This is a genomic window from Alteribacillus persepolensis, assembly GCF_900099605.1.
GTDB classification, from domain to species: Bacteria; Bacillota; Bacilli; order Bacillales; family Marinococcaceae; genus Alteribacillus; species Alteribacillus persepolensis.
Genome location: NZ_FNDK01000005.1, coordinates 86,915 through 107,448, shown reverse-complemented (window position 1 = coordinate 107,448; position 20,534 = coordinate 86,915). Strand labels below are relative to the sequence as shown.

The 20,534-nt window shown below is 40.6% G+C and carries 17 protein-coding genes; 11 read left to right on the top strand and 6 right to left on the bottom strand.

The window, feature by feature from the left end; genetic code table 11:
* Window positions 1–21: 21 nt before the first annotated feature.
* The 4 genes from cobA to BLT18_RS06180 are packed head-to-tail and all read right to left on the bottom strand — an operon-like array spanning window position 22 to window position 3,992.
* Window positions 22–1,455: a uroporphyrinogen-III C-methyltransferase gene (gene cobA, locus BLT18_RS06195; RefSeq protein WP_091272197.1), complete on the bottom strand. Its 1,434-nt coding sequence runs from the start codon at window positions 1,453–1,455 to the stop codon at window positions 22–24.
* 33 nt (window positions 1,456–1,488) lie between these two features.
* Window positions 1,489–2,085 (bottom strand): adenylyl-sulfate kinase, encoded by a 597-nt coding sequence (gene cysC, locus BLT18_RS06190; protein ID WP_091272195.1) that lies wholly within the window; start codon window positions 2,083–2,085, stop codon window positions 1,489–1,491.
* A 33-nt stretch (window positions 2,086–2,118) separates the two neighbouring features.
* Window positions 2,119–3,258 carry a sulfate adenylyltransferase gene (gene sat, locus BLT18_RS06185; protein ID WP_091272194.1) on the bottom strand — a complete coding sequence of 380 codons (1,140 nt, stop codon included), beginning with the start codon at window positions 3,256–3,258 and terminating at the stop codon, window positions 2,119–2,121.
* 26 nt (window positions 3,259–3,284) lie between these two features.
* On the bottom strand, window positions 3,285–3,992 hold the full coding sequence (locus BLT18_RS06180; RefSeq protein WP_091272192.1) for a phosphoadenylyl-sulfate reductase: 708 nt from the start codon (window positions 3,990–3,992) through the stop codon (window positions 3,285–3,287).
* A 441-nt stretch (window positions 3,993–4,433) separates the two neighbouring features.
* Between BLT18_RS06180 and BLT18_RS06175 the strand changes: the two genes are divergently transcribed.
* Window positions 4,434–5,429, top strand: coding sequence for a lipoate--protein ligase (locus BLT18_RS06175; RefSeq protein ID WP_091272188.1), 996 nt, complete (start codon window positions 4,434–4,436; stop codon window positions 5,427–5,429).
* 441 nt (window positions 5,430–5,870) lie between these two features.
* Window positions 5,871–6,878, top strand: coding sequence for a rod-share determining protein MreBH (gene mreBH, locus BLT18_RS06170; protein ID WP_091272186.1), 1,008 nt, complete (start codon window positions 5,871–5,873; stop codon window positions 6,876–6,878).
* Between the two features lie 323 nt (window positions 6,879–7,201).
* On the opposite strand, the gene BLT18_RS06165 is transcribed toward mreBH, so the two are convergent.
* On the bottom strand, window positions 7,202–8,674 hold the full coding sequence (locus BLT18_RS06165; RefSeq protein ID WP_091272185.1) for a BCCT family transporter: 1,473 nt from the start codon (window positions 8,672–8,674) through the stop codon (window positions 7,202–7,204).
* Between the two features lie 459 nt (window positions 8,675–9,133).
* On the opposite strand from BLT18_RS06165, the gene treP reads away from it, so the two are divergent.
* From treP to BLT18_RS06130, 7 genes are all read left to right on the top strand, one after another.
* The gene (gene treP, locus BLT18_RS06160) at window positions 9,134–10,555 is read left to right on the top strand and encodes a PTS system trehalose-specific EIIBC component (RefSeq protein WP_091272183.1); all 1,422 of its coding nucleotides are present in this window, start codon (window positions 9,134–9,136) and stop codon (window positions 10,553–10,555) included.
* 126 nt (window positions 10,556–10,681) lie between these two features.
* On the top strand, window positions 10,682–12,373 hold the full coding sequence (gene treC / locus BLT18_RS06155; RefSeq protein WP_091272182.1) for an alpha,alpha-phosphotrehalase: 1,692 nt from the start codon (window positions 10,682–10,684) through the stop codon (window positions 12,371–12,373).
* A gap of 10 nt (window positions 12,374–12,383) precedes the next feature.
* Entirely contained in the window at window positions 12,384–13,097 is a 714-nt protein-coding gene (gene treR / locus BLT18_RS06150; RefSeq protein ID WP_091272180.1) for a trehalose operon repressor, read from the top strand.
* Between the two features lie 352 nt (window positions 13,098–13,449).
* Window positions 13,450–14,394, top strand: a complete 945-nt coding sequence (locus tag BLT18_RS06145) for a PD-(D/E)XK nuclease family protein (protein ID WP_245705195.1) — start codon at window positions 13,450–13,452, stop codon at window positions 14,392–14,394.
* A 37-nt stretch (window positions 14,395–14,431) separates the two neighbouring features.
* Window positions 14,432–14,866: a DUF6884 domain-containing protein gene (locus tag BLT18_RS06140; protein WP_091272177.1), complete on the top strand. Its 435-nt coding sequence runs from the start codon at window positions 14,432–14,434 to the stop codon at window positions 14,864–14,866.
* Between the two features lie 183 nt (window positions 14,867–15,049).
* The gene (gene ytvI, locus BLT18_RS06135) at window positions 15,050–16,168 is read left to right on the top strand and encodes a sporulation integral membrane protein YtvI (protein ID WP_091272308.1); all 1,119 of its coding nucleotides are present in this window, start codon (window positions 15,050–15,052) and stop codon (window positions 16,166–16,168) included.
* 240 nt (window positions 16,169–16,408) lie between these two features.
* Complete coding sequence (locus tag BLT18_RS06130; protein WP_245705194.1) at window positions 16,409–17,359, top strand: peptidoglycan-binding protein; 951 nt, start codon at window positions 16,409–16,411, stop codon at window positions 17,357–17,359.
* A 42-nt stretch (window positions 17,360–17,401) separates the two neighbouring features.
* Here BLT18_RS06130 and mnmH read toward each other — a convergent pair whose 3' ends face one another.
* A complete protein-coding gene (gene mnmH / locus BLT18_RS06125) occupies window positions 17,402–18,427 on the bottom strand; it encodes a tRNA 2-selenouridine(34) synthase MnmH (protein WP_091272176.1) in 1,026 nt (341 codons plus the stop codon).
* A gap of 194 nt (window positions 18,428–18,621) precedes the next feature.
* Here mnmH and BLT18_RS06120 point away from each other — a divergent pair, with 194 nt between their 5' ends.
* Together BLT18_RS06120 and BLT18_RS06115 are read left to right on the top strand one after the other, a co-directional pair.
* On the top strand, window positions 18,622–19,053 hold the full coding sequence (locus tag BLT18_RS06120; protein ID WP_091272174.1) for a hypothetical protein: 432 nt from the start codon (window positions 18,622–18,624) through the stop codon (window positions 19,051–19,053).
* A gap of 473 nt (window positions 19,054–19,526) precedes the next feature.
* Window positions 19,527–20,531 (top strand): ABC transporter substrate-binding protein, encoded by a 1,005-nt coding sequence (locus tag BLT18_RS06115; protein WP_091272173.1) that lies wholly within the window; start codon window positions 19,527–19,529, stop codon window positions 20,529–20,531.
* The last annotated feature ends 3 nt before the right edge of the window (window positions 20,532–20,534 follow it).

Here is a 20,534-nt window from a genome sequence, read left to right as displayed (position 1 = left end):
CTTCATCACCCTTTTTCCATTTCAACCGAGAGACGCAACACTTTTCAATAACTCTTCTTGCTTTGGCTTTTCTAACGTAGAATATACGTTGATCCCTTCAGCTTGTGCTCGCTGTGCCGTTTGCGGCCCATAACAAATAACCGTTCGATTATTTGTCCATTCTACTGCAGACACACCAATGCCGTCTAGTTCACACAACAATGTATCTACTGCTTTGGCACAAGGAAGAACAATTGTATTAATCATATCGTCTTTCACGAGTCTGGCAGTAGTTTTACGCGTATTTTCATTGACGTGCAAACGATGACTAATCCAAACAGGGTGATTAGCACGCACCGGCAAGCTTTCTTTTGTTCCAATTAATAAGGAATATTCCTGCTCAGGTGCTTTTTCTAAGAATGGGAAAATCCCATACCCTTCCAGCTTCTTCTGTGTTCGTTTCGTACCAGCATATATTTTTTCCGGCAAACTTCGAATATCTATTTTTTGTTTACGCAGTGCCTCGAAAAAAACAGGAACACTGTCGGCTTCAAGAAAACTTAGTGAGTCATATAATTGAATGTTGTCTGGAAGCAAAGAAGCGGATGGGACTGCCGCAAAACGCGGAGCCTCATGAACTTCTGCACCATTCTCCTGTAACATTTCTCCCACGCGGCTTGGCGGCATGGACGTTTTCACTACCCAAACATACCTGCTGTAAAGCGGTTTTTTTTCAAACCAGGAAGGCTCAGAGCGCAAGCTGCAAACGTCACCTACCAACGTGATAGCAGGGTTTTGCACCTGTTCATTATCTGCTTTCGTACATATATCAGATAATGTACCTTCAATAACCCGCTGCCTGCCGGTTGTCCCCCACTCAATTAACATAACTGGTGTGTGTGACGGTTTTCCATGCTCCTTTAATTTCTCAGCAATAATAGGAAGGTTCTTTACTCCCATGTAAAAAACAAGTGTATCTACCGCTCTTACTAATGCATTCCAATCGGGGGAAGCACCGCTGTTATCCAGTGAGCGGTGACCGGTTATTGCAGCAAAGCTTCCAGATAACTCACGATGTGTTAATGGGATACCCGCGTAGTGAGGGGCTGCAATACCTGATGAAATCCCAGGAATAATTTCATAGTCAATACCCGTTTCTTCCAAAGCAGCTGTTTCCTCTCCCGAGCGGCCAAATACACCAGGGTCTCCTCCTTTTAGCCGGACAACATACAAGCCTTGTTTCGCCTTTTCTATCATCAACTCTTGAATAGTCTCTTGACGAAGATGATGGCGGTCCGGAAGCTTTCCGCAATAAATCCTTTCCGCGTTTTCCTCTGCTTTTTCAAGCAATAATGGATTGACAAGGCGGTCATATAAAATAACATCTGCATGTTTTAAGCATTCTTCGCCTTTTACAGTGATAAGTCCCGCATCTCCTGGTCCGGCGCCAACGATATATACTTTGCCTGTGTTCATGCTGCTCCCCCCAATATCACGTGTGAAAACGTCCTATAACAGTTCTTTTCCTTTTAAATAGTCTACAATTAAATCAGCCGCTCCCTCAATAGAATTTTCTTCTGTGTTTACAACCAGTTCCGGACTTTCTGGTTCTTCATAGGGTGAGCTGATTCCTGTAAACGATGGGATATCTCCATTTCTTGCTTTTCTATACAACCCTTTTGGATCGCGCTCTTCACACGTTTCCAAGCTGCATTCTACGTATATTTCAATAAATTCCCCATCTTGCAGCAATTGGCGTACTTGCTGTCTGTCTTCCCGGTATGGAGATATAAACGCAGTACTGACAATATAGCCGGCATCGACAAACAACTTCGATACTTCACCAATTCTGCGAATATTTTCTTTACGATCTTCCGGCGAAAAACCTAAGTCATTATTTAGCCCGTGCCGGATATTGTCCCCGTCCAGCACGTACGTTTGCTTGTCATCTTCAAACAACTTTCTTGACACGGCATTAGCAAGCGTTGACTTTCCAGATCCTGAGAGGCCCGTAAACCAGAGCACAAAACTCTCATGTTCATTTTTACGGTTTCTTTCTTTACGTGTTACCGATGCATCATGCCAGGTGATATTCTCCACTGCCATTTCAATTCCCCGCTTTCCTCTTGTTTTTCCGTATTACGATACAGTTTCTTTCATACCTTTAATCAACACGTTAATCACTTCTGGTCTGCTGAATTCAGCAGGCGGATGTTCGCCCTTCTTAAGCATTTCTCTCACTTTTGTCCCGGATAAAATAACATGGTCTTCTTTTCCATGCGGGCAAGTTTTCGCAGAAGCCATATTTTCGCACTTGCTGCAATAAAAGCTGTGTTCAAAAAACAATGGTTTAATACCCAATTCTTCTTCTGTGAAGTTACGGAAAATGTGCTGTGCATCATATGTGCCGTAGTAATCACCAACACCAGCATGGTCTCTTCCTACAATAAAGTGGGTGCATCCGTAATTCTTGCGAACCATCGCATGGAACACAGCCTCACGCGGTCCTGCATAACGCATGGCTGCAGGAAACACTGCTAAGAAAGTTCGATTTTCTGGATAATAGTCTTTTAATAACACTTCATAACTTTCCATCCGTACATCTGCTGGAATATCATCTGCTTTTGTTGCACCGACAAGTGGATTTAAAAACAAACCATCCACCGTCTCAAGCGCTGTCTTTTGAATGTATTCATGCGCACGATGAACCGGGTTTCTCGTTTGAAAGCCGACAATCGTTTCCCATCCTTTGTCAGCAAATGTTTGACGCGTTTCAGCAGGTTTTAAGTAATAGGTTCGGAACTCTTGATGTGGTATTTCCTTCACTAATGTAACCGGGCCTGCTGCATACGTATCAGGTCGTTCATACAATTTTTTCACACCTGGGTGAGCGTCTTCTGTTGTTGTATAGACAAGTTCAGCTTCTTTTTCTTTATCTGGTGTGTACAGCTCTTCGATTTCAATCGTTCCGAATGTCTCTCCGTTATATACTAATCTTGCCTCCTTGCCTTTTTCTAACAAGGACACTTGCTCTTGTGATACAGGCAGCGTAATTGGAATGCTCCAAACGGTGCCATCTGCCAGACGCATATCATTTACAACGGATTCATAATCTGTTTGATTCAAAAAACCAGTCAAGGGACTAAATGCACCATTAGAAATCAATTCCAAGTCGGAAACGGCAATATCGTCAAGTGTGATTTCAGCTGTAATATGCCCTGTTTCTTTTGAAAAGTTTTCTCTGTTTACTAATTCTCCGCCATGTGGTTTCAAGCTCATATGCTCACTTCCTTTTTCAAGATTTATTATTTATGCAAACCGCATTCGGTTTTACCTTGACCAGCCCAGCGTCCGCTTCGTAAATCTTCACCTTCTAGTACAGCGTTGGTGCACTGCATGCAGCCAATACTTGGATAGTTCTGGTCATGCAGCGGATTGTACGGAAGCTCAAACGTATTAATATACATCCATACATCATCCCACGTCCAATGGATTAAAGGACAAATTTTAATGGAAGAAAAACGTTGGTCCTTATTAACAAACTGAGTGTTTTTTCGAGTCGGAGACTGTTCTCTTCTTAACCCCGACATCCATGCGCTGTATTTGTTTAACGTATTTTCCAGTGGATTCAGTTTACGAAGCTGGCAGCAGCGGTCAGGATTGCTTTCCCATAAACGATCTCCTTCTTTTTCCGCCTGATCTTCCGGAGTTAAATCAGGCTTTAGCATCGTAATGTTTAGCTCGGGATACTTTTGTTTCACTTTTTCAATCAGTTCATATGTTTCTTTAAAATGAAAATCCGTATCTAAAAAGACAATATCGGCGTCGGCTTTAATTTTACTGATTAAATCAATTAACACTATGCCTTCAGCGCCAAAGCTGCACGCATAAACCAAATCATCCCCATACTGTTTGTAACCCCAGCGTATGACATCCAATGCATCTTTTCGAGCTAGCTCGCTTTCATTGATTTCTGTAAGCTGATGATCATCAGCTGTCTTATACGTCAGCATAGCTCTCCTCCTTCTCTATTCAATAAATTATACTGTTTCAATTCATAGTATGTTTATAAGGATTATATGTTTACTCGTTAAACTGTATTTTAGTGAGTATAGATAAAAAAGTCAATAAAAAACTCGGCTTAATGCCGAGTTTTTTTATAGGAAATATATAATTTCTACCGTTCACCTGCATACCCAATGACAGAATTGCAGTACGTTCGGTGAAGCGTTTCAACATGCTTCCTCCTGTACCTTTCTCATCAGGATCAAAATTATTGTGCTGTTTTCGTTATTCTTTCTTCACTGCCGGGTATTCTAAAAGCACATGGTGATACAGCAGTTCAAACTTTTTGTTACGTTATTATTATTGTAGTAAAATATACACGCATGTTCATATCCAGCTTTTTTTCTTCCCCATTTCATTAGTATTCATATTAACAAGGAGGCACCATAATGCGTTTTATTGATAATAAAGGTGTAACCGACCCGCAGATCAATTTAGCTATAGAGGAATTTGCACTTGAACATATGGATTTAGATAAAGAAGACACGTATCTGTTATTTTACGTAAACCGTCCCTCTATTATTATCGGCAAAAACCAAAATACAATAGAAGAAATAAATGTTGATTATGTCGAAGAAAACGATATTCGAGTCGTAAGAAGACTTTCTGGAGGAGGGGCTGTTTATCACGATTTAGGCAACCTTAATTTTAGTTTTCTCACAAAAGATGATGGAAACAGCTTCCATAACTTTAAAAAATTCACAGAACCTGTTATTGAAGCATTAAATAATATGGGCGTGCCAGCGGAGTTATCTGGTCGAAATGATATTCAGGCAAATGGCAAAAAAATCTCCGGCAACGCTCAGTTTACCACCAAAGGGCGGATGTACAGCCATGGAACATTAATGCTTGATTCACAAATTGAACACGTTGTTTCAGCGTTAAATGTAAAAGATGAAAAAATCAAATCCAAGGGGATAAAATCCATCAAGAGCCGTGTTGGAAATATTAACGACTTCCTCGATACACCCTTATCAATTAATGAATTTAAACAAACATTGCTGCGTCATATTTTTCACTCCGAAGACCATATTCCTGTGTATCACTTAACAAAAGATGATTGGGATAAAGTGCATGTCATAGCAGAAAAAAGATACAAAAACTGGAATTGGAATTACGGAAAGTCCCCTGCATTTGATGTAGAGCGTTCGAAAAAATTTGACGCCGGTTTGATTGACATTCGTTTCAATGTTAAAAAAGGGTATATTGAGACATGTAAAATCTATGGAGACTACTTTGGAGTCAAAGACACAAAAGAAATAGAACACGCGTTAGAAGGCCAGAAATATGAAGTCCGGGCGTTAAAAGAAGCACTGGAACCATTTGACTTACATGAGTATTTCGGACCAGTAAACGAAGAAGATATATTGTCGCTGCTTTATTAAGAAAATTTCCGATATACACATAAGGCAATTCTATTGAATGAAAAAACATGTATAAACTTCCACAACAATCTGTCCTTAGAAGATCTATAAGCGGCGGTGAGTTTTCGAACACACTCTTCTTTATTGATAGAGCCAGGTCTTTTCACATCCTGGCTTTATTTTTGTTTCATTACAATTGATTCCCTTTCTTTACATTTTGTTTAAATACGTGTCAAAAACTAGGCTAATATGTCTACTTTGTCGTGAACACCCTCATTATTCACTAAACTTTTTTCACAATTATCCCTTTTCATCAAACAAAAATGAGCCTTTTTTATCGGAATAAACAGCCTGCCTCTTTTTTCCACCATTCTTATCTAATCTATTAGACCCTTACTGTCTTTATCCCTTTCCCTATAAAATGGCTAATGGGAACAATTAACCTGAAGAAGGGTGAATAACATGCTATCAAATACAGAAATTGGAATTGACTTAGGAACAGCTAACATTCTCGTTTATACAAAAGAAAAAGGCATTGTTTTAAACGAGCCTTCCGTTGTTGCGATACATACAGAAACTGATGACGTTCTTGCCGTTGGAACAGAGGCTAAAGAAATGGTAGGAAAAACACCTGGACAAATCGTTGCTATGCGTCCGCTCAAACAAGGTGTTATTGCAGACTATGATGTAACATCGAGCTTATTAAAACACATTATGAAAAAAACTAGTAAAAACGTTGGTTTTTCTGTTCGCAAACCAAAAGTGATTGTTTGTACGCCTTGTGGATCTACGTCTGTTGAACGACGGGCAATACGCGATGCGGTGATGAGCTGCGGAGCTAAAGACGTTCATTTAATCGAAGAGCCGGTTGCCTCTGCACTTGGTTCTGATCTGCCCGTCGAAGAACCAACTGCCAATGTTATTGTTGACATCGGCGGAGGAACAACAGAAGTCGGAATTATTTCCTATGGCGGAGTCGTTTCTTCCCGTTCGATACGCCGCGGCGGTGACAATTTGGATGAAGATATTATTCACTATGTTCGTAAAACTTATAATTTGCTGATTGGAGAACGAACGGCAGAGGATATAAAGATTAACATCGGCAATGCCAGTCCAGATCATGAAGAACAATCAATGGAAATACGCGGCCGTGACTTGGTTACCGGTCTTCCTCAGTCTGTCGTGCTCCACTCCAGCGAAATCCATGAAGCAATTGCAGAATCCTTAGAGCATATTCTTGAAGCAATTCGAGGAACACTTGAGACATGTCCTCCTGAACTTAGCGGTGATATTGTCGATCAAGGGATTATTCTCTCAGGTGGCGGGGCTTTATTAAATGGCTTGCAAGACTGGCTTAGTGAACAAATCATCGTCCCTGTTCATATCGCCCCTCAACCTTTAGAGGCAGTGGCAATCGGCACAGGCCGTTCTCTAAAAATGATTGACAAACTGCAAAAAGCTTCTGTATAAAAAAGGTCTATCAAGGTTGTTGGGGCCCCCTTTCTGGTTGGATGACTCTTCCGGCCGCTTGGCATGAACAGCTCCTGCTTTTCCCGCAGGCGCCTCCTCTGACTGTTACAAGCCAGGTAGTAAAAGATATAGGCAATCACTAAGAAAAACTTGCGGTTTGCAGACGAGTCTTTATGACAGAAGGCCCCTGTTTTTCTTATCTTTTCATCCTTTGACAAAGGCAGTCTTTCCTTAATGCAAACAAGCACACCACTTATATACCCCCAGCACTTATATTCGAACCTAGAAAAAACTGCCCGGGCTTCCCGGGCAGTTTTTATTACTTATGCTTTATTAGCCATTTTTTTAGCGACTTTTGGCGCAAGCCAAATCATTGGAAGAAGTAAAATGGATACCGGGACAGCTGTTACTACAATAAAGTTCTGCAGTGCCTCTACGCCTCCTTCTCCAATGTATAGAAGAATAGCGGCGATCACTCCCATTAAAACCGCCCAGAAAATACGCAGCTTCGACGTCGGATTCCCGTCACCTGTAATCCCCATCGAAATCGTAAACGCCATAGAATCTGTTGTTGTAATAACAAACAGAACGGTTAACAACAAAAATAACGGTGTAATTATCCATGATAATGGTAATTGTTCTGTAATAGCAATCATTGCTGCATGCATTCCTGTATCCATTAAGGCATCCGAAACTGAACCGGGGTTTTCCATTTCAAAGTAAATACCTGAACCACCAACAACAGTAAACCAAAATGTAGTGACAACAGGGGCGATAATGGCTACAGCAACCATCAGTTCACGAATGGTGCGCCCTCTGGAGATACGGCTGACAAGCATTGCCATCATCGGCCCATACCCGATGAACCATCCCCAGAAAAATATCGTCCATAATCCAAGCCATTCATTTTCTCCGCGGTAAGTCCCCATTGAAACAAATTCTGTTAGATACGTCCCTAATGATACCACGTACTGATCAATAATAAAGCCCGCAGGTCCTACCAGCAAAACAGCAGCTAACAAACCAAGAGCTAAACGCACATTAAACTTACTTAACCATTGAATACCCTTGTACAAACCTGTCACTGCTGAAATCGTAGAAATGAATACTACCCCAATAATAATCATGAGCTGAGTTAGAAATACATCTGGTATGCCAAATACAGCCTGCAGCCCGTAACTGGCTTGCAGCCCTAAAAACCCTATGGGACCGATTGTTCCAGCCGCCACGGCAATAATAGAAAACGCGTCAATCACTTTTCCTATAATGTTATTGTTAATCTTTTCTCCAAACATTGGATAAAGCAGTGTTCTTGGCTTCATTGGCATCGACTTATGATAGTGTCCATACATCAACACAACGGCACTTAATGTACCAAGTATTGCCCAGGCTAAAAATCCCCAGTGCATGAAACTTTGGGCAAGTGCGGTAGACGGATTATTATCTTCTCCAAATAACGGCGGTGCGTCAACAAAGTGATACATAGGTTCTGCCGCTGCCCAGAATACACCGCCTCCAGCTAAAAGTGTTGCCATAATCATCGATATCCATTTAAACGTACTAATTTCTGGCTGATCACGCTTTCCAAGCTTTAATTTTCCGTAACGTGAAAACCCAAGCCACAGTGCTACGAAAAACGTTGCCAGCATGAGCACCTGCCAAAAAGCCCCAAAAAACGTGACAGACCAATCAAATGAAACATTTACAAAGGAGGAAATCGCATCTAAATCAATAAATGACACCAGAACAAATAAAAGAAGCAATCCTCCGCTTATCGTTAAGACTGTCCAATCAATAGCAGGCTTTGGTTGTTTTTTATTTAAAATAATTGTCCGCTCCTTTTTTCATGTCGATTTTTGCAAATGACGAATTTAACATGACTGCTTTTATTCTGTAAACAATAAATAATGATTCCTTGCGATTCGGTGCATAGCAATAACTTGGTTGGAGAAGATATAATGGCATAAGAAACCTGTGCCGCCTTTCATTAATTCCTTATTGGCTTCTTTATTATTATTCAGTTATCCACCTGCTTTTCATGTAACTTTTCCATATTTTTAACATACATACCTATATCTTTTTTATTGACCTATTTGTATATACAAGTTAAACTGAAAATTGATTGTAATTTGTATATACAAGCATGAAGTGAAAGCGGATTATTATCGTTTATCGATGATCACCGCCGCATGTAAGCACTAATAGTAGTATCTTTTTTTTGCATGACATGAAAACGTTTACCAGGAGGGTTATCCATGGCAAAAGTAACCAAAAAATCCGTCGAACAGATTGTTGCGGCCGTAGGCGGGACAGAAAATATTGCATCTGTCACCCACTGTGTTACTCGGCTTCGCTTTGCTTTACATGATGAAAGCAAAGTAGACCAGGAGAAGCTTGAAAATATTGATATTGTACGAGGAGCATTTGCTTCTAGCGGACAGTTCCAAGTCATTATTGGACAAGGGGCAGTGGAAAAAGCGTATCAAGAACTGATTAAAATAACCGGCAAAGAGGAATCTTCTAAGGAAGAAACAAAAGCCCAAGCTGAACAGAATATGAATATCGTGCAAAAACTGGTTAAAGTACTGGCTGATATCTTTATTCCTATTCTTCCAGCCATTGTTACAGCTGGTCTTTTACTTGGTATTAACAACATATTAACTGGTACAGATATTTTCTACGAAGGACAGTCGGTAGTTGATGTTCATACTCAGTGGGCGGATTTGGCCGACATTATTAACATTATTGCCAGTACCGCATTTGTCTTCTTACCAGGACTTATCGGCTGGTCAGCGGTGAAAAAGTTTGGAGGTAACCCTCTTTTAGGAATTGTTCTCGGACTGGTGCTTGTTCATCCTGATTTATTGAATGCACACGGATATGGGGAAGCAAAAGAAGCAGGGGAAGTTCCAATATGGAACATACTTGGATTAGAGGTAGAGAAAGTTGGTTATCAAGGACAAGTTCTTCCTATTCTATTTGCGTCATATGTGCTGGCAAAAATTGAAATTTTTCTCAAGAAAAGAGTGCCTGATGCTATCTCCATGCTAATTGTTGCACCAGGTGCGTTGTTAATTACTGGGTTTTTGGCATTTATCGTTATCGGACCAGTGATGTTTACAATTAGTAATGTCATTACAGACTTCTTTGTGAACACATTTAATAATTTTGCCGCCATTGGCGGGCTCTTGTACGGCCTTCTTTATGCTCCATTGGTTGTTACAGGCTTGCACCACACATTCTTAGCGGTGGATTTGCAACTAATCGGCAGCAGCCTGCAAGGAACATTTTTATGGCCAATTCTTGCTTTATCAAATATTGCACAAGGTGCCGCTGCTTTTGCGATGATGGCTGCTTCAAAAGATGAAAAACTGAAAGGTTTATCGCTGTCTTCTGGTATCTCCGCTTTTCTAGGAGTAACAGAACCTGCTATGTTTGGTGTTAATTTACGTTATCGTTTTCCGTTTATTTGTGCCATTATCGGCTCAGCCATTTCTGCTGTATTTATTACCGTTAACGGCGTTTTGGCCACATCGATTGGCGTCGGCGGCATTCCGGCCATCTTTTCCATTTATACACAATACTGGCTCGTGTTTGCGATTGGTATGATTATTGCCATTGTTGTGCCATTTGTGCTTACGTACCTGTACGTGAAAATGAAAAAAATAAGTGTCTAACATTCTTTCAGGACGGTTGCCCCGAACAAGATAGGATGGCAACCGCTCCTGTTCTGTTTTGCTTCCATTGACTTTTATGCTCCAATGGCCGCTTCTTTATTTAAAAATTTGACAGGTGGTGTACATATGAACGAATGGTGGAGAAAATCTGTTGTTTATCAAATCTATCCAAAAAGCTTTAATGACACAACGGGAAATGGTGTCGGTGACATTCAAGGGATTATAGAAAAGCTTGACTACTTAAAAAAGCTCGGCGTGGACGTATTATGGCTCACACCAATATATGCCTCGCCGCAAAAAGATAATGGCTATGATATCAGTGACTACTATTCTATTCACCCCGAATACGGCACAATGGATGACTTTGACCAGCTGCTAGAAGAAGCACACAGCAAAGACTTAAAAATTATTATGGACATCGTTGTTAATCATACATCCACAGAACACTCGTGGTTTCAAGAGGCACAGTCGTCCAGAAACAACCCTTATCGCGATTATTATATTTGGAAAGACCCTGCCAATGGCGGCCTTCCAAACAACTGGGAATCAAAGTTTGGCGGTCCTGCCTGGAAATACGATGACAGCACAAACCAGTATTATCTTCATTTGTTTGATGTTACCCAAGCGGATTTGAATTGGGAAAATGAACACGTGCGCCGTGACGTATATGATATGATGACGTTCTGGTTCGAGAAAGGAGTCGATGGCTTTCGCCTCGATGTGATTAATTTAATATCGAAAGACCAGGACTTCCCAAATGACGATGGCAGCACCCCGCCGGGCGACGGTCGTAAATTTTACACAGACGGCCCGAGGGTTCATGAATTTATGAATGAAATGAACCGCCGGGTTTTCTCTAAATATGATGCCATGACGGTTGGGGAAATGTCCTCTACTACTATCGATGATTGTATCAAATATACGCGCCCTGACCGTCATGAACTCAATATGACATTCAACTTCCATCATTTAAAAGTGGACTATCCTAATGGAGAAAAGTGGGCGCTTAGCGACTTTGACTTTTTACAACTCAAAAACATCCTGGCAACGTGGCAAGTAGAAATGCATCGAGGAGGCGGCTGGAACGCTTTATTTTGGTGTAATCACGATCAACCGCGTGTTGTAAGCAGGTTTGGCGACGACGGCACTTACCACAGAGAATCTGCGAAGATGCTTGCAACCACTATTCATCTCATGCAGGGAACACCTTATATATATCAAGGAGAAGAATTTGGGATGACCAATCCAAAGTTTGATGACCTGGCGGATTATCGTGATGTGGAGACGCTGAACCACTATGATATCTTAAAGGAAAAAGGTCTTTCCCATGACGAAATTATGCGGATTATTCAAGAAAAATCTCGAGATAATTCTCGTACACCTGTACAGTGGAGCAGCAAACCAAACGCAGGTTTCACTACCGGTACGCCTTGGATTGACCCTGCTCCTAATTACGGGCGTCTGAACGTAGAAAAAGCCGTAGCAGATGAAGACTCTATTTTTTATCATTATCAAAAACTCATTCAACTGAGAAAAGATTATGACATTATTACAACCAGTAATTTTGAATTAATCCTTGATGAACACCCTCAAATTTTTGCCTATACTCGTACAGCAGGCAACCAAACATTGCTGGTTATAAATAATTTTTATGCAGAAGAAACTGTGTTCCATTTGCCAGACAGCAAGAAACACTTGCTTTCCGGCACTAAATCAGTATTAATCAGCAACTACGACAATCCAGCTTATAATATCGAAAACGTCTCCCTGCGCCCTTATGAATCCGTGGTATACTTGATAACAGAAGTACATTCATAGTGGTGATTCCATGAAAAATAAGTATGTCAATATATATGACACAATCTCTGAAATGATCAGAAACGGCTCTTTGAAACCAGGTGATTTACTGCCGTCGGAGCACCAATTGGTAGAAGAGTACTCCACCTCCAGAGAAACTATCCGCAAGGCGCTGAATTTGTTGTCCGAACACGGTTATATTCAAAAAATCCAAGGAAAAGGTTCTGTCATTTTGGATATCAATAAATTCACCTTTCCTGTCTCAGGCTTAGTCAGCTTTAACGAATTGGCCAAACAAATGGAAGGCAGAGTTTCTACTTTTGTAACAACTCTCACGCAGACAAAGGCAGACAGCTACATCCAAAAACAGCTCTCGCTTTCCCGTACAACGCCTATATGGGAAGTCGGCAGAGTGAGAACCATTGATAACGAAAGTATTATTTATGACAAAGATTATTTGTTAAAAGATATCGTCCCATCTCTTACGAAAGAAATTTGTGCCGACTCTATCTACCATTATGTGGAATCGATATTAGGTTTAACTATTAGTTATGCAAAAAAAGAAATCACTGTTGAAGAACCAGATGATGAAGACAAAAAACTGCTAGACCTTGACGGCTTCTCCAACATTGTTGTTGTGAAAAACTATGTATATCTAGACGATACAACACTATTTCAATATACCGAGTCCAGGCACCGGCCAGACAAATTTAAATTTGTTGATTTTGCACGACGCCACCGCTAAAAACGGAAGTTGCTTGCCAATAAAAAATTCGTATTTTAAGCGGAAAACCTAAAACAGAAGCTCTGCTACACTCCATTATCGGGACGACTGACTTCCTGCATTTGGTATGACAGTACTCTCCGCATAATGTTCAGCTCCTGTTTTCCTCAGGTACCGCTGCCTTTAGCCTGTCTTATTACAACAGCTTCTGTTTCGCCTGCTCGCATTAACAAGTCCTCTCTTAACAGACCCAAACTACAAAAAGCATTCTGTTCATCACGACGTTAACGGAATGCTTTTTCTCTGCCACGCGGCCTGTTTATTCATTTGATATAATAGAATGGCACACAGATAATGAAAAGATGCAGAAAGGGTGGATTGGTTGTTTGAAATAAAAACATATCCTGATTTTTCTTGGTCACTTTCCCGCCATAAAACGTTAATGCATTGTGCACGCCAGTATGCTCATCAATACTATACATCCCACAACGGATGGCTGCGCGATGCATCAGAAAGCAGCAAACAGGCTTACCGGCTGAAAAATCTAACGAACTTAGAAATGTTTTTTGGCTCCGTTGTGCATGATTTGATTGAAGAGGTCATTGACCACTACTTAAATACCGGAATTTTATTAAACGAAAATGAACTTACAGAACAAGTGCGGACTCGATTAAATAAAGGATTCATAGACTCTACCCGGCGATACCGCAGCTGGCTGGAGCGCCCCAAAAAAACGACGATGTTTCACGAGCTGTATTATGGCCAAACGAGCAAACTTCCTGTTGAAAAGGTTGAAAAAATTAAGCATCGTTTACACACGACAGTCCACCACTTTTTGACAAGTAAAACGATGCAAGAGTTAGCTTTTAACGAACATATTGAATTTTTAGAAGCGGAAAAGTTCCGTATTTTAGAAGTTGGAAAGCTGAAAGTATTTGTCGTGTTGGACTTGCTTTATAAGGATCACCACCACAATAAATGGATTATTGTTGACTGGAAAACAGGTAAAAAATCCGATGAAGATCCATATCAGCTGGCGTTATATGTGCTTTATTTATTACAAGAATACAACATACCAGATCTTAACCATATTATTATACGCAATGAATACTTATTAGAAGGAGAAGCAGTGGAGCATCAGCTTGATGAAGTAACACTTGAAAAAGTGCAGGAATTAATCGGTACAAGTGTTGAGTGGATGACGAGTTATTTAAGTGATCCAAGCCAAAATAAGCCGCTTCCGATTGAACGTTTCGAACAAACATCTAACACTCGAGCTTGTCAGTACTGCAATTTCTATGAACTTTGTTATTCTTAAATAAACGGATACAACTTACCATATAACAGGTGATTGGATGAACAGTATATGTATACTCCCTTGTGGGAAAAAGAAAGCTTGGGACATGAATCCTTATTGCGGCCCTCAGTATGCAAAAGATGCCTATCAAGGCACCTTGCACAAAAAATCTCAACAGTACGCTAGAAAGCACGGACTGCCTTGGGTTGTACTTTCTGCTAAACACGGGTTCCTCTTCCCTTATGATATTGTGCCAGAAAACTATGATATCGGTTTTCACTTTTCAAAAGAACATGTTATTAATGACCGTACGCTGCGGCAACAATGGTTGGACAAACACCTTTCGCAAGTTCACACGATTGTTTTATTAACAGGGAAAAAACATGCACGTGTCGTTAAGCGAAGTGTCCCTTGCCCTGATGATTATACGTGGTGTGAGCCATTGCAGGGTGTGCGAGGTATTGGAGAAATGCTGCAAAGGTTGTCATCTTAGATTCTTTGCTATAACCCGCTGCTCCTTCGTTCACTTTATCCTCAAAAAGAGATTTCTATACATCTAGTCATACAATTCCTTCAGCAGGTAAAATATATATACATGCTTGTACGAACCGCGGCAGCAAAGCAGCCTTTGTCTCTTTCTGCTTTGCTGCTGCAAATAGAAAAGAGGGGTACGGACGTGAGAAAACAAACAGGTTGGATCATTGCCAGATTTCTGCTGGTCATTGTTTTTATTATCACTGTCATATGGGCTTTAGCTGTGATTTTCAAACTAACATACCCTTTTTGGATTGCAGCCTTTTTCGCTTGGATGTTAAAACCTCTCTCCTATTTGTTGCAGCGCAAATTAAAGTTTCCCCCTGGATTAGCGGCCTTAACATCATTACTAGTTGGTCTCTCTGTAATTGGAGGTATCATTACTGGATTAACATTCCTAATCATAGATGGATTTCAGCGATTTGCTGACCAAGTGCCGCGCTGGATGGAAGACACTTTTCACCATATCCAGCAGTTCATTAACCAGACAGTACTGCCTGTTTGGCGAGAAGTCAGCGGGGCTGCAGAAAGTTTCAGCAGAAGAGAAGGTTTTTCGTTAAGTGATGGCATTTCCGAAATCGGAACGCAAATTGGTACAGCACTGGGTCAATACGCTCAGAAAATTGCAGATGGCCTGACACAAATTGTGTTAAGCGTCCCCACGTTTCTTGTGGCATTTCTCTTTATCTTATTAGCAATTTATTTTCTGGGAAAAGATTGGGAGAAGATTGCGGAGGTAACACGTCAGCGTATTCCGCTTTTACTGTATAAACGATCTCATGCTTTTTACCAAGCAATGTGGGTACGCGTTTTCGGCTATTTTAAAGCACAATTTGTCCTCATGACCGTTACCGGGATTATTGTGTTTATCGGATTGACTCTCTTGCGGGTGAAAGGAGCTGGGACATTAGCTATTATCGTTGGAATAGCAGAATTTCTTCCTTATCTGGGAACAGGCACGATTCTTTTACCATGGTCGCTCTATTTACTCATTACCGGCAGTATCGGCCTCAGCATAAGTTTAGCTGTTTTATACGGCGTGACGATGATTGTCCGGCAGACAATCGAACCAAAAGTTCTGTCTTCTAGCATGAACTTAAACCCGCTTGCTGTATTAGTATCATTATTTGCAGGCCTGCAATTATTTGGTGCCGTTGGCTTGCTGTTAGGTCCCGCTATTCTCGTCATAGCCGTCATCTTTATGGATATTGGTGTCATGGACGATATAAAACACTTTATTAAACACGGCTTTCAATCATAATTTATCCGCTCCTGCCCGCTGCTGAAGCAGTCTTCAGCATGGGCACCTTTCTTTTTCTCCACCTTCTCCCCCACGAGAAAAGACCTACACAATAAAACAAATATTATAGGATAATTTCACTGATTACATCCTTCTTTCATTTCCTTTAAGACGCGTGCATTTCGTTGATTTCATACTTTAGCAGCTGATACGATGTAAATCGTTAAAGGCATTATATTAACACAAAGGAGGTTTATTGCCTTGCATCAATTTTTATATACAAGATGGTTCACCATGTTTGCCATTCCTGCGTTGGCAGCCGGCTTCCTCTTTTTTGCCGCCCCTGTTAACACAGATGCGCAAAGCTTAGGAGATAAAGAACTATCGGTTGGACAAGAAAGCAGTCAAGTCGAGGACATAGAAGAACTATTAGTCCAAAAAGGTTTTCTGAATAAAGCAGAACAGAATGGAATATTTGATGATACAACCGAAAACGCAGTCAAAAACTATCAGGAAGAACATGGGTTACTTATTGATGGAATTGCCGGCCCGCATACTATCGGCGCCTTAACCATCGTGAAAGAAGGCGATGAGGGACCGTTAGTAGAAACACTGCAGCAAAGATTAGAAACACTTGGCTTCTATCATCATAACGTGGATGGACGTTTTGGGCCTAACACGCATGAAGCCGTAGTGTCCTTTCAGTCTTCAAAAGACATTTTAGTGGATGGTTTAGCCGGCCCTCAAACATATGCTGCATTAGAAAATGCATTGTATAATGACACCCCTGCCAAAGAAACGGAAAACAACGAAGAAAAAGATGGACAAACAACAACAAGCGGCAACGCTGACGTTAGTACAAGCAGTGAGCCTCAAGCAGAGCGTGCAGACGTTGGTTCAGAAACAAGCAATGATGAACAAGGACGCACTCTTCAAGTAGAAGCAACTGCATATACAGCTAATTGCAACGGTTGTTCCGGCGTAACAGCTACAGGTGTTGACTTGCACGCCAACCCTGATGCCAATGTCATTGCCGTCGACCCAGATGTAATTCCACTTGGATCCAAAGTACGCGTAGAAGGTCACGGAACGTATACAGCAGCTGACACAGGCGGCGCTATTAATGGAAATAAAATTGACATTTACATGCAAAATAAAAGTGATGCTTCAAACTTTGGCCGTCAAAACTTAGAAGTCACTGTATTAGAATAATATTTTTCAAGCACCGATATGCTAGGCATGATCGGTGCTTTTTCAAGAAGTAGCAAAAGTATGCATTTCTTGTCGAAGCCACTTTTTAACGTTTATCACATGTTCTTTTATGTGACTTGCATAGAACACTTGCGCCGATTTGCTTTTTCTCTCTGCATGTTCGTATCTTGGATCGTAATAGTGTACTAACAACAGTTCTGCAGCCTTCTCATAGTCCTCGGTATCTAAACAGTGATGAATATGCTCACATACATCTACTGGAAGCTTTCGCTCTATTTTTTTCAATGATTCCTTGATTTCATAACGATAACAGTGCGGCTGATATGTTGCTATCAGCGTATTGATTCGTTCTTGCATCGGCATATGTAATCGAACTCTTTTTCCAGTCTGTATGCCATTTTGTATAAATCGAGGCAAAATAATTGTGCCAATTCGTTTGCTCTCAGCCTCCACAATAAGATATGGGCTGTCTGTTAACTCATTCAGACGCAGCCATAAACACAATTCAAATTGTTTTTGACTGTGCTGCTTTCTGCCAATTTGTCCAAAAGCCGACCCTCGATGATTAGCTAATCCCTCTAAATCAATAACCGGATATCCCTCTAGCTGTAATTGATGTAACAGATTCGTCTTCGCAGTCCCCGTTCCGCCTGCGATGACGTAGTAGACTCTATTTCGTTTTCGTTCTTTTTCAAGGTCGTCTATAATACGTTTTCGTATCGAACGAATACCTCCTGGCAGCTGTTTGCATGTGATACCAAGCATATTCATGACCGAAACAAAAGATTTGCTGCGCATTCCTCCGCGCCAGCAATAAACAACAAGTTCTTTTTCTGGATGACACTCGTAAACAGAATACATATTATGATAGAAGTGTGAAAGTTTTGGTCCCACCATTTCCAGGCCTTTTTCTATCGCCTTTTGTTTCCCTTCTTTTTTATAAATAGTACCGACTTCCGCTCTTTCTTCATTTGTAAAAAGAGGAATATTAACAGCACCAGGCAAAGCATATTCGTCAAATTCTGCAGGTGATCGTACATCGACAAACTGTGTCTGGTTCCAATTCATGAGAGTATCCCTGCCTTTGTATACGTGATATACTTTAAAGTTTATGCTTCTTTCTATTTTCCTTCAAGTTTATTGCTTACTATCGGACTTTTCTAATAAACTTATCTCATATGTTATGATAATCATGCATAGATTTATCCACCAAACATGAAGTTATCATAACTTAACTAATATTTATTATAGGGGAGACGAACATGAATCAGAGATTTGAACAGCGCTCTTTTTTAGCGCTTTCGCCTATTCAAAAGTGGGTTAAGCGTTTGTCATCATCTTTTCATACAACAAACCCGCATGACGCCAACAGCAGAATAGAACGGCGAAAACAACTACAAGAATCCAAAGTAGACAACCGGCTGTACAGAGCCTCTTTAATAGCCTTTGCTGTAGTTGTGTTCATTCTTACCTGTATGCCTTTTGTCTATTTTCTTCCATGGGAACAAGTTGCAGAATGGTTTGTGTTTTGTCTGCTTGGTGCGTTGTTCATATCTTTCAGCCTTTCTGCTGTAACCATTAAAAAGCAGTCTGAATATGTAAAGCTGCCATATATGTGGGCTATTCTTATCTTTTCTATATTACTTTTAGCGTTTTTTTTGTTTATCCTTATTTATTTACGCTTATTACTGTAAGAACCACACAGGCACTTTAAAAGCAGGAGATTCAGCTGGTTTTACTGAGCTTCTTCGCCTGACAGCGTAAAAAAACAAGCCGCTCTAAAGGATGTAAAGCACATGTCTCCTTTAGAGCGGCCTCCTAAATCTAATCTTTATCTATCTTTTGTCGAAGCTTGCTTTAACAAAGCTACTGCCATTGCAACACTTGAAAAAATCAAACCAAATGCCAATCCAATAATAGCTACCATTTCTACTACCATAAACATCCCTCCTGCTTTATTTGTGACAGGGTGTGGAAGTTCATTGAAGTTCGTTTATACATATGTACCACGAATAGATAATATTCAAACATATATATTTAGAATTATCAGAAAAAATAGCTTATTAGCGGCCACATTGCAAAATGCTTATTGACCTTGGTGTCATTTCATAGTATCATTTTATTGAAAATGAGAATCTTTTTCAATATCAATCTAAGGGTGGTTATTATGAAAAAAAACTACATACTAGCAGTAAGCTTTTTACTTTTGCTACTTATCGCTGCTGCGTGCAGCCAAGGTGACTCAAGTGACCAAGAACAAGAAGCGAACGATGAAGAAAACCAAGCACAAGAAACAGAGACCATTACCGTGACCGATGCACGCGGCGAACAACAAATAGAAGGAACACCTGAAACTATCGTTGTGTTAGAATGGGTATATGCAGAAGACCTCTTAGCTTTAGGTGTTGAGCCGGCTGGTGTTGCTGACATTGAAGGATATAACCAATGGGTGAACATAGAACCTCAATTATCTGACAGTGTCACCGATGTTGGCACTCGGCAAGAACCTAGCCTCGAGGAAATTGCTCAGTTAGAACCAGACTTAATTATCACAGCTCAATATCGACATGAAGCGATTAGTGAAGAATTAAATGAAATCGCTCCTACTCTTATGTTTGAGCCTTATCCTCCTGAAGGAGAAGGAGATCAATATGAAGAGATGGAAACAACATTTAAAGAGATAGCAAAAGCTGTGAACAAAGAGGAAGAAGCTGATCAAGTCCTTAATGAACTCGAAACAGCTTATGATGACATTGCAGCAAAACTTGAAGAAGAAGGTGCAGATGGTACAGAACTTATCTTATCCCAAGCCTTCAGTGCGAATGAAACAGCATCCATTCGCTTGTTTACCGATAATTCAATGGCTGTTAATATCTTAAATAAAATTGGAATAGAAAATGCCTATGATGGAACTGATTTTGAAATATACGGCTACTCCGAAGCGACAGTAGAAAACTTAGAACCATATCAAGATGCTGAATTTATGTACATTGTTCAAGACGATGACAACGTCTTTGCAAATCAGCTAGCAGGTAACCCGGTATGGGAGAACTTAAATTTTGTGGAAGAAAACCGCACCCACAGACTTCCAGGTGATACGTGGACATTTGGCGGGCCGCTTTCAGCTGAAGTATTTGCCAATCAAGCTGCGGAGGCGCTTATAGGAGAGTAACAG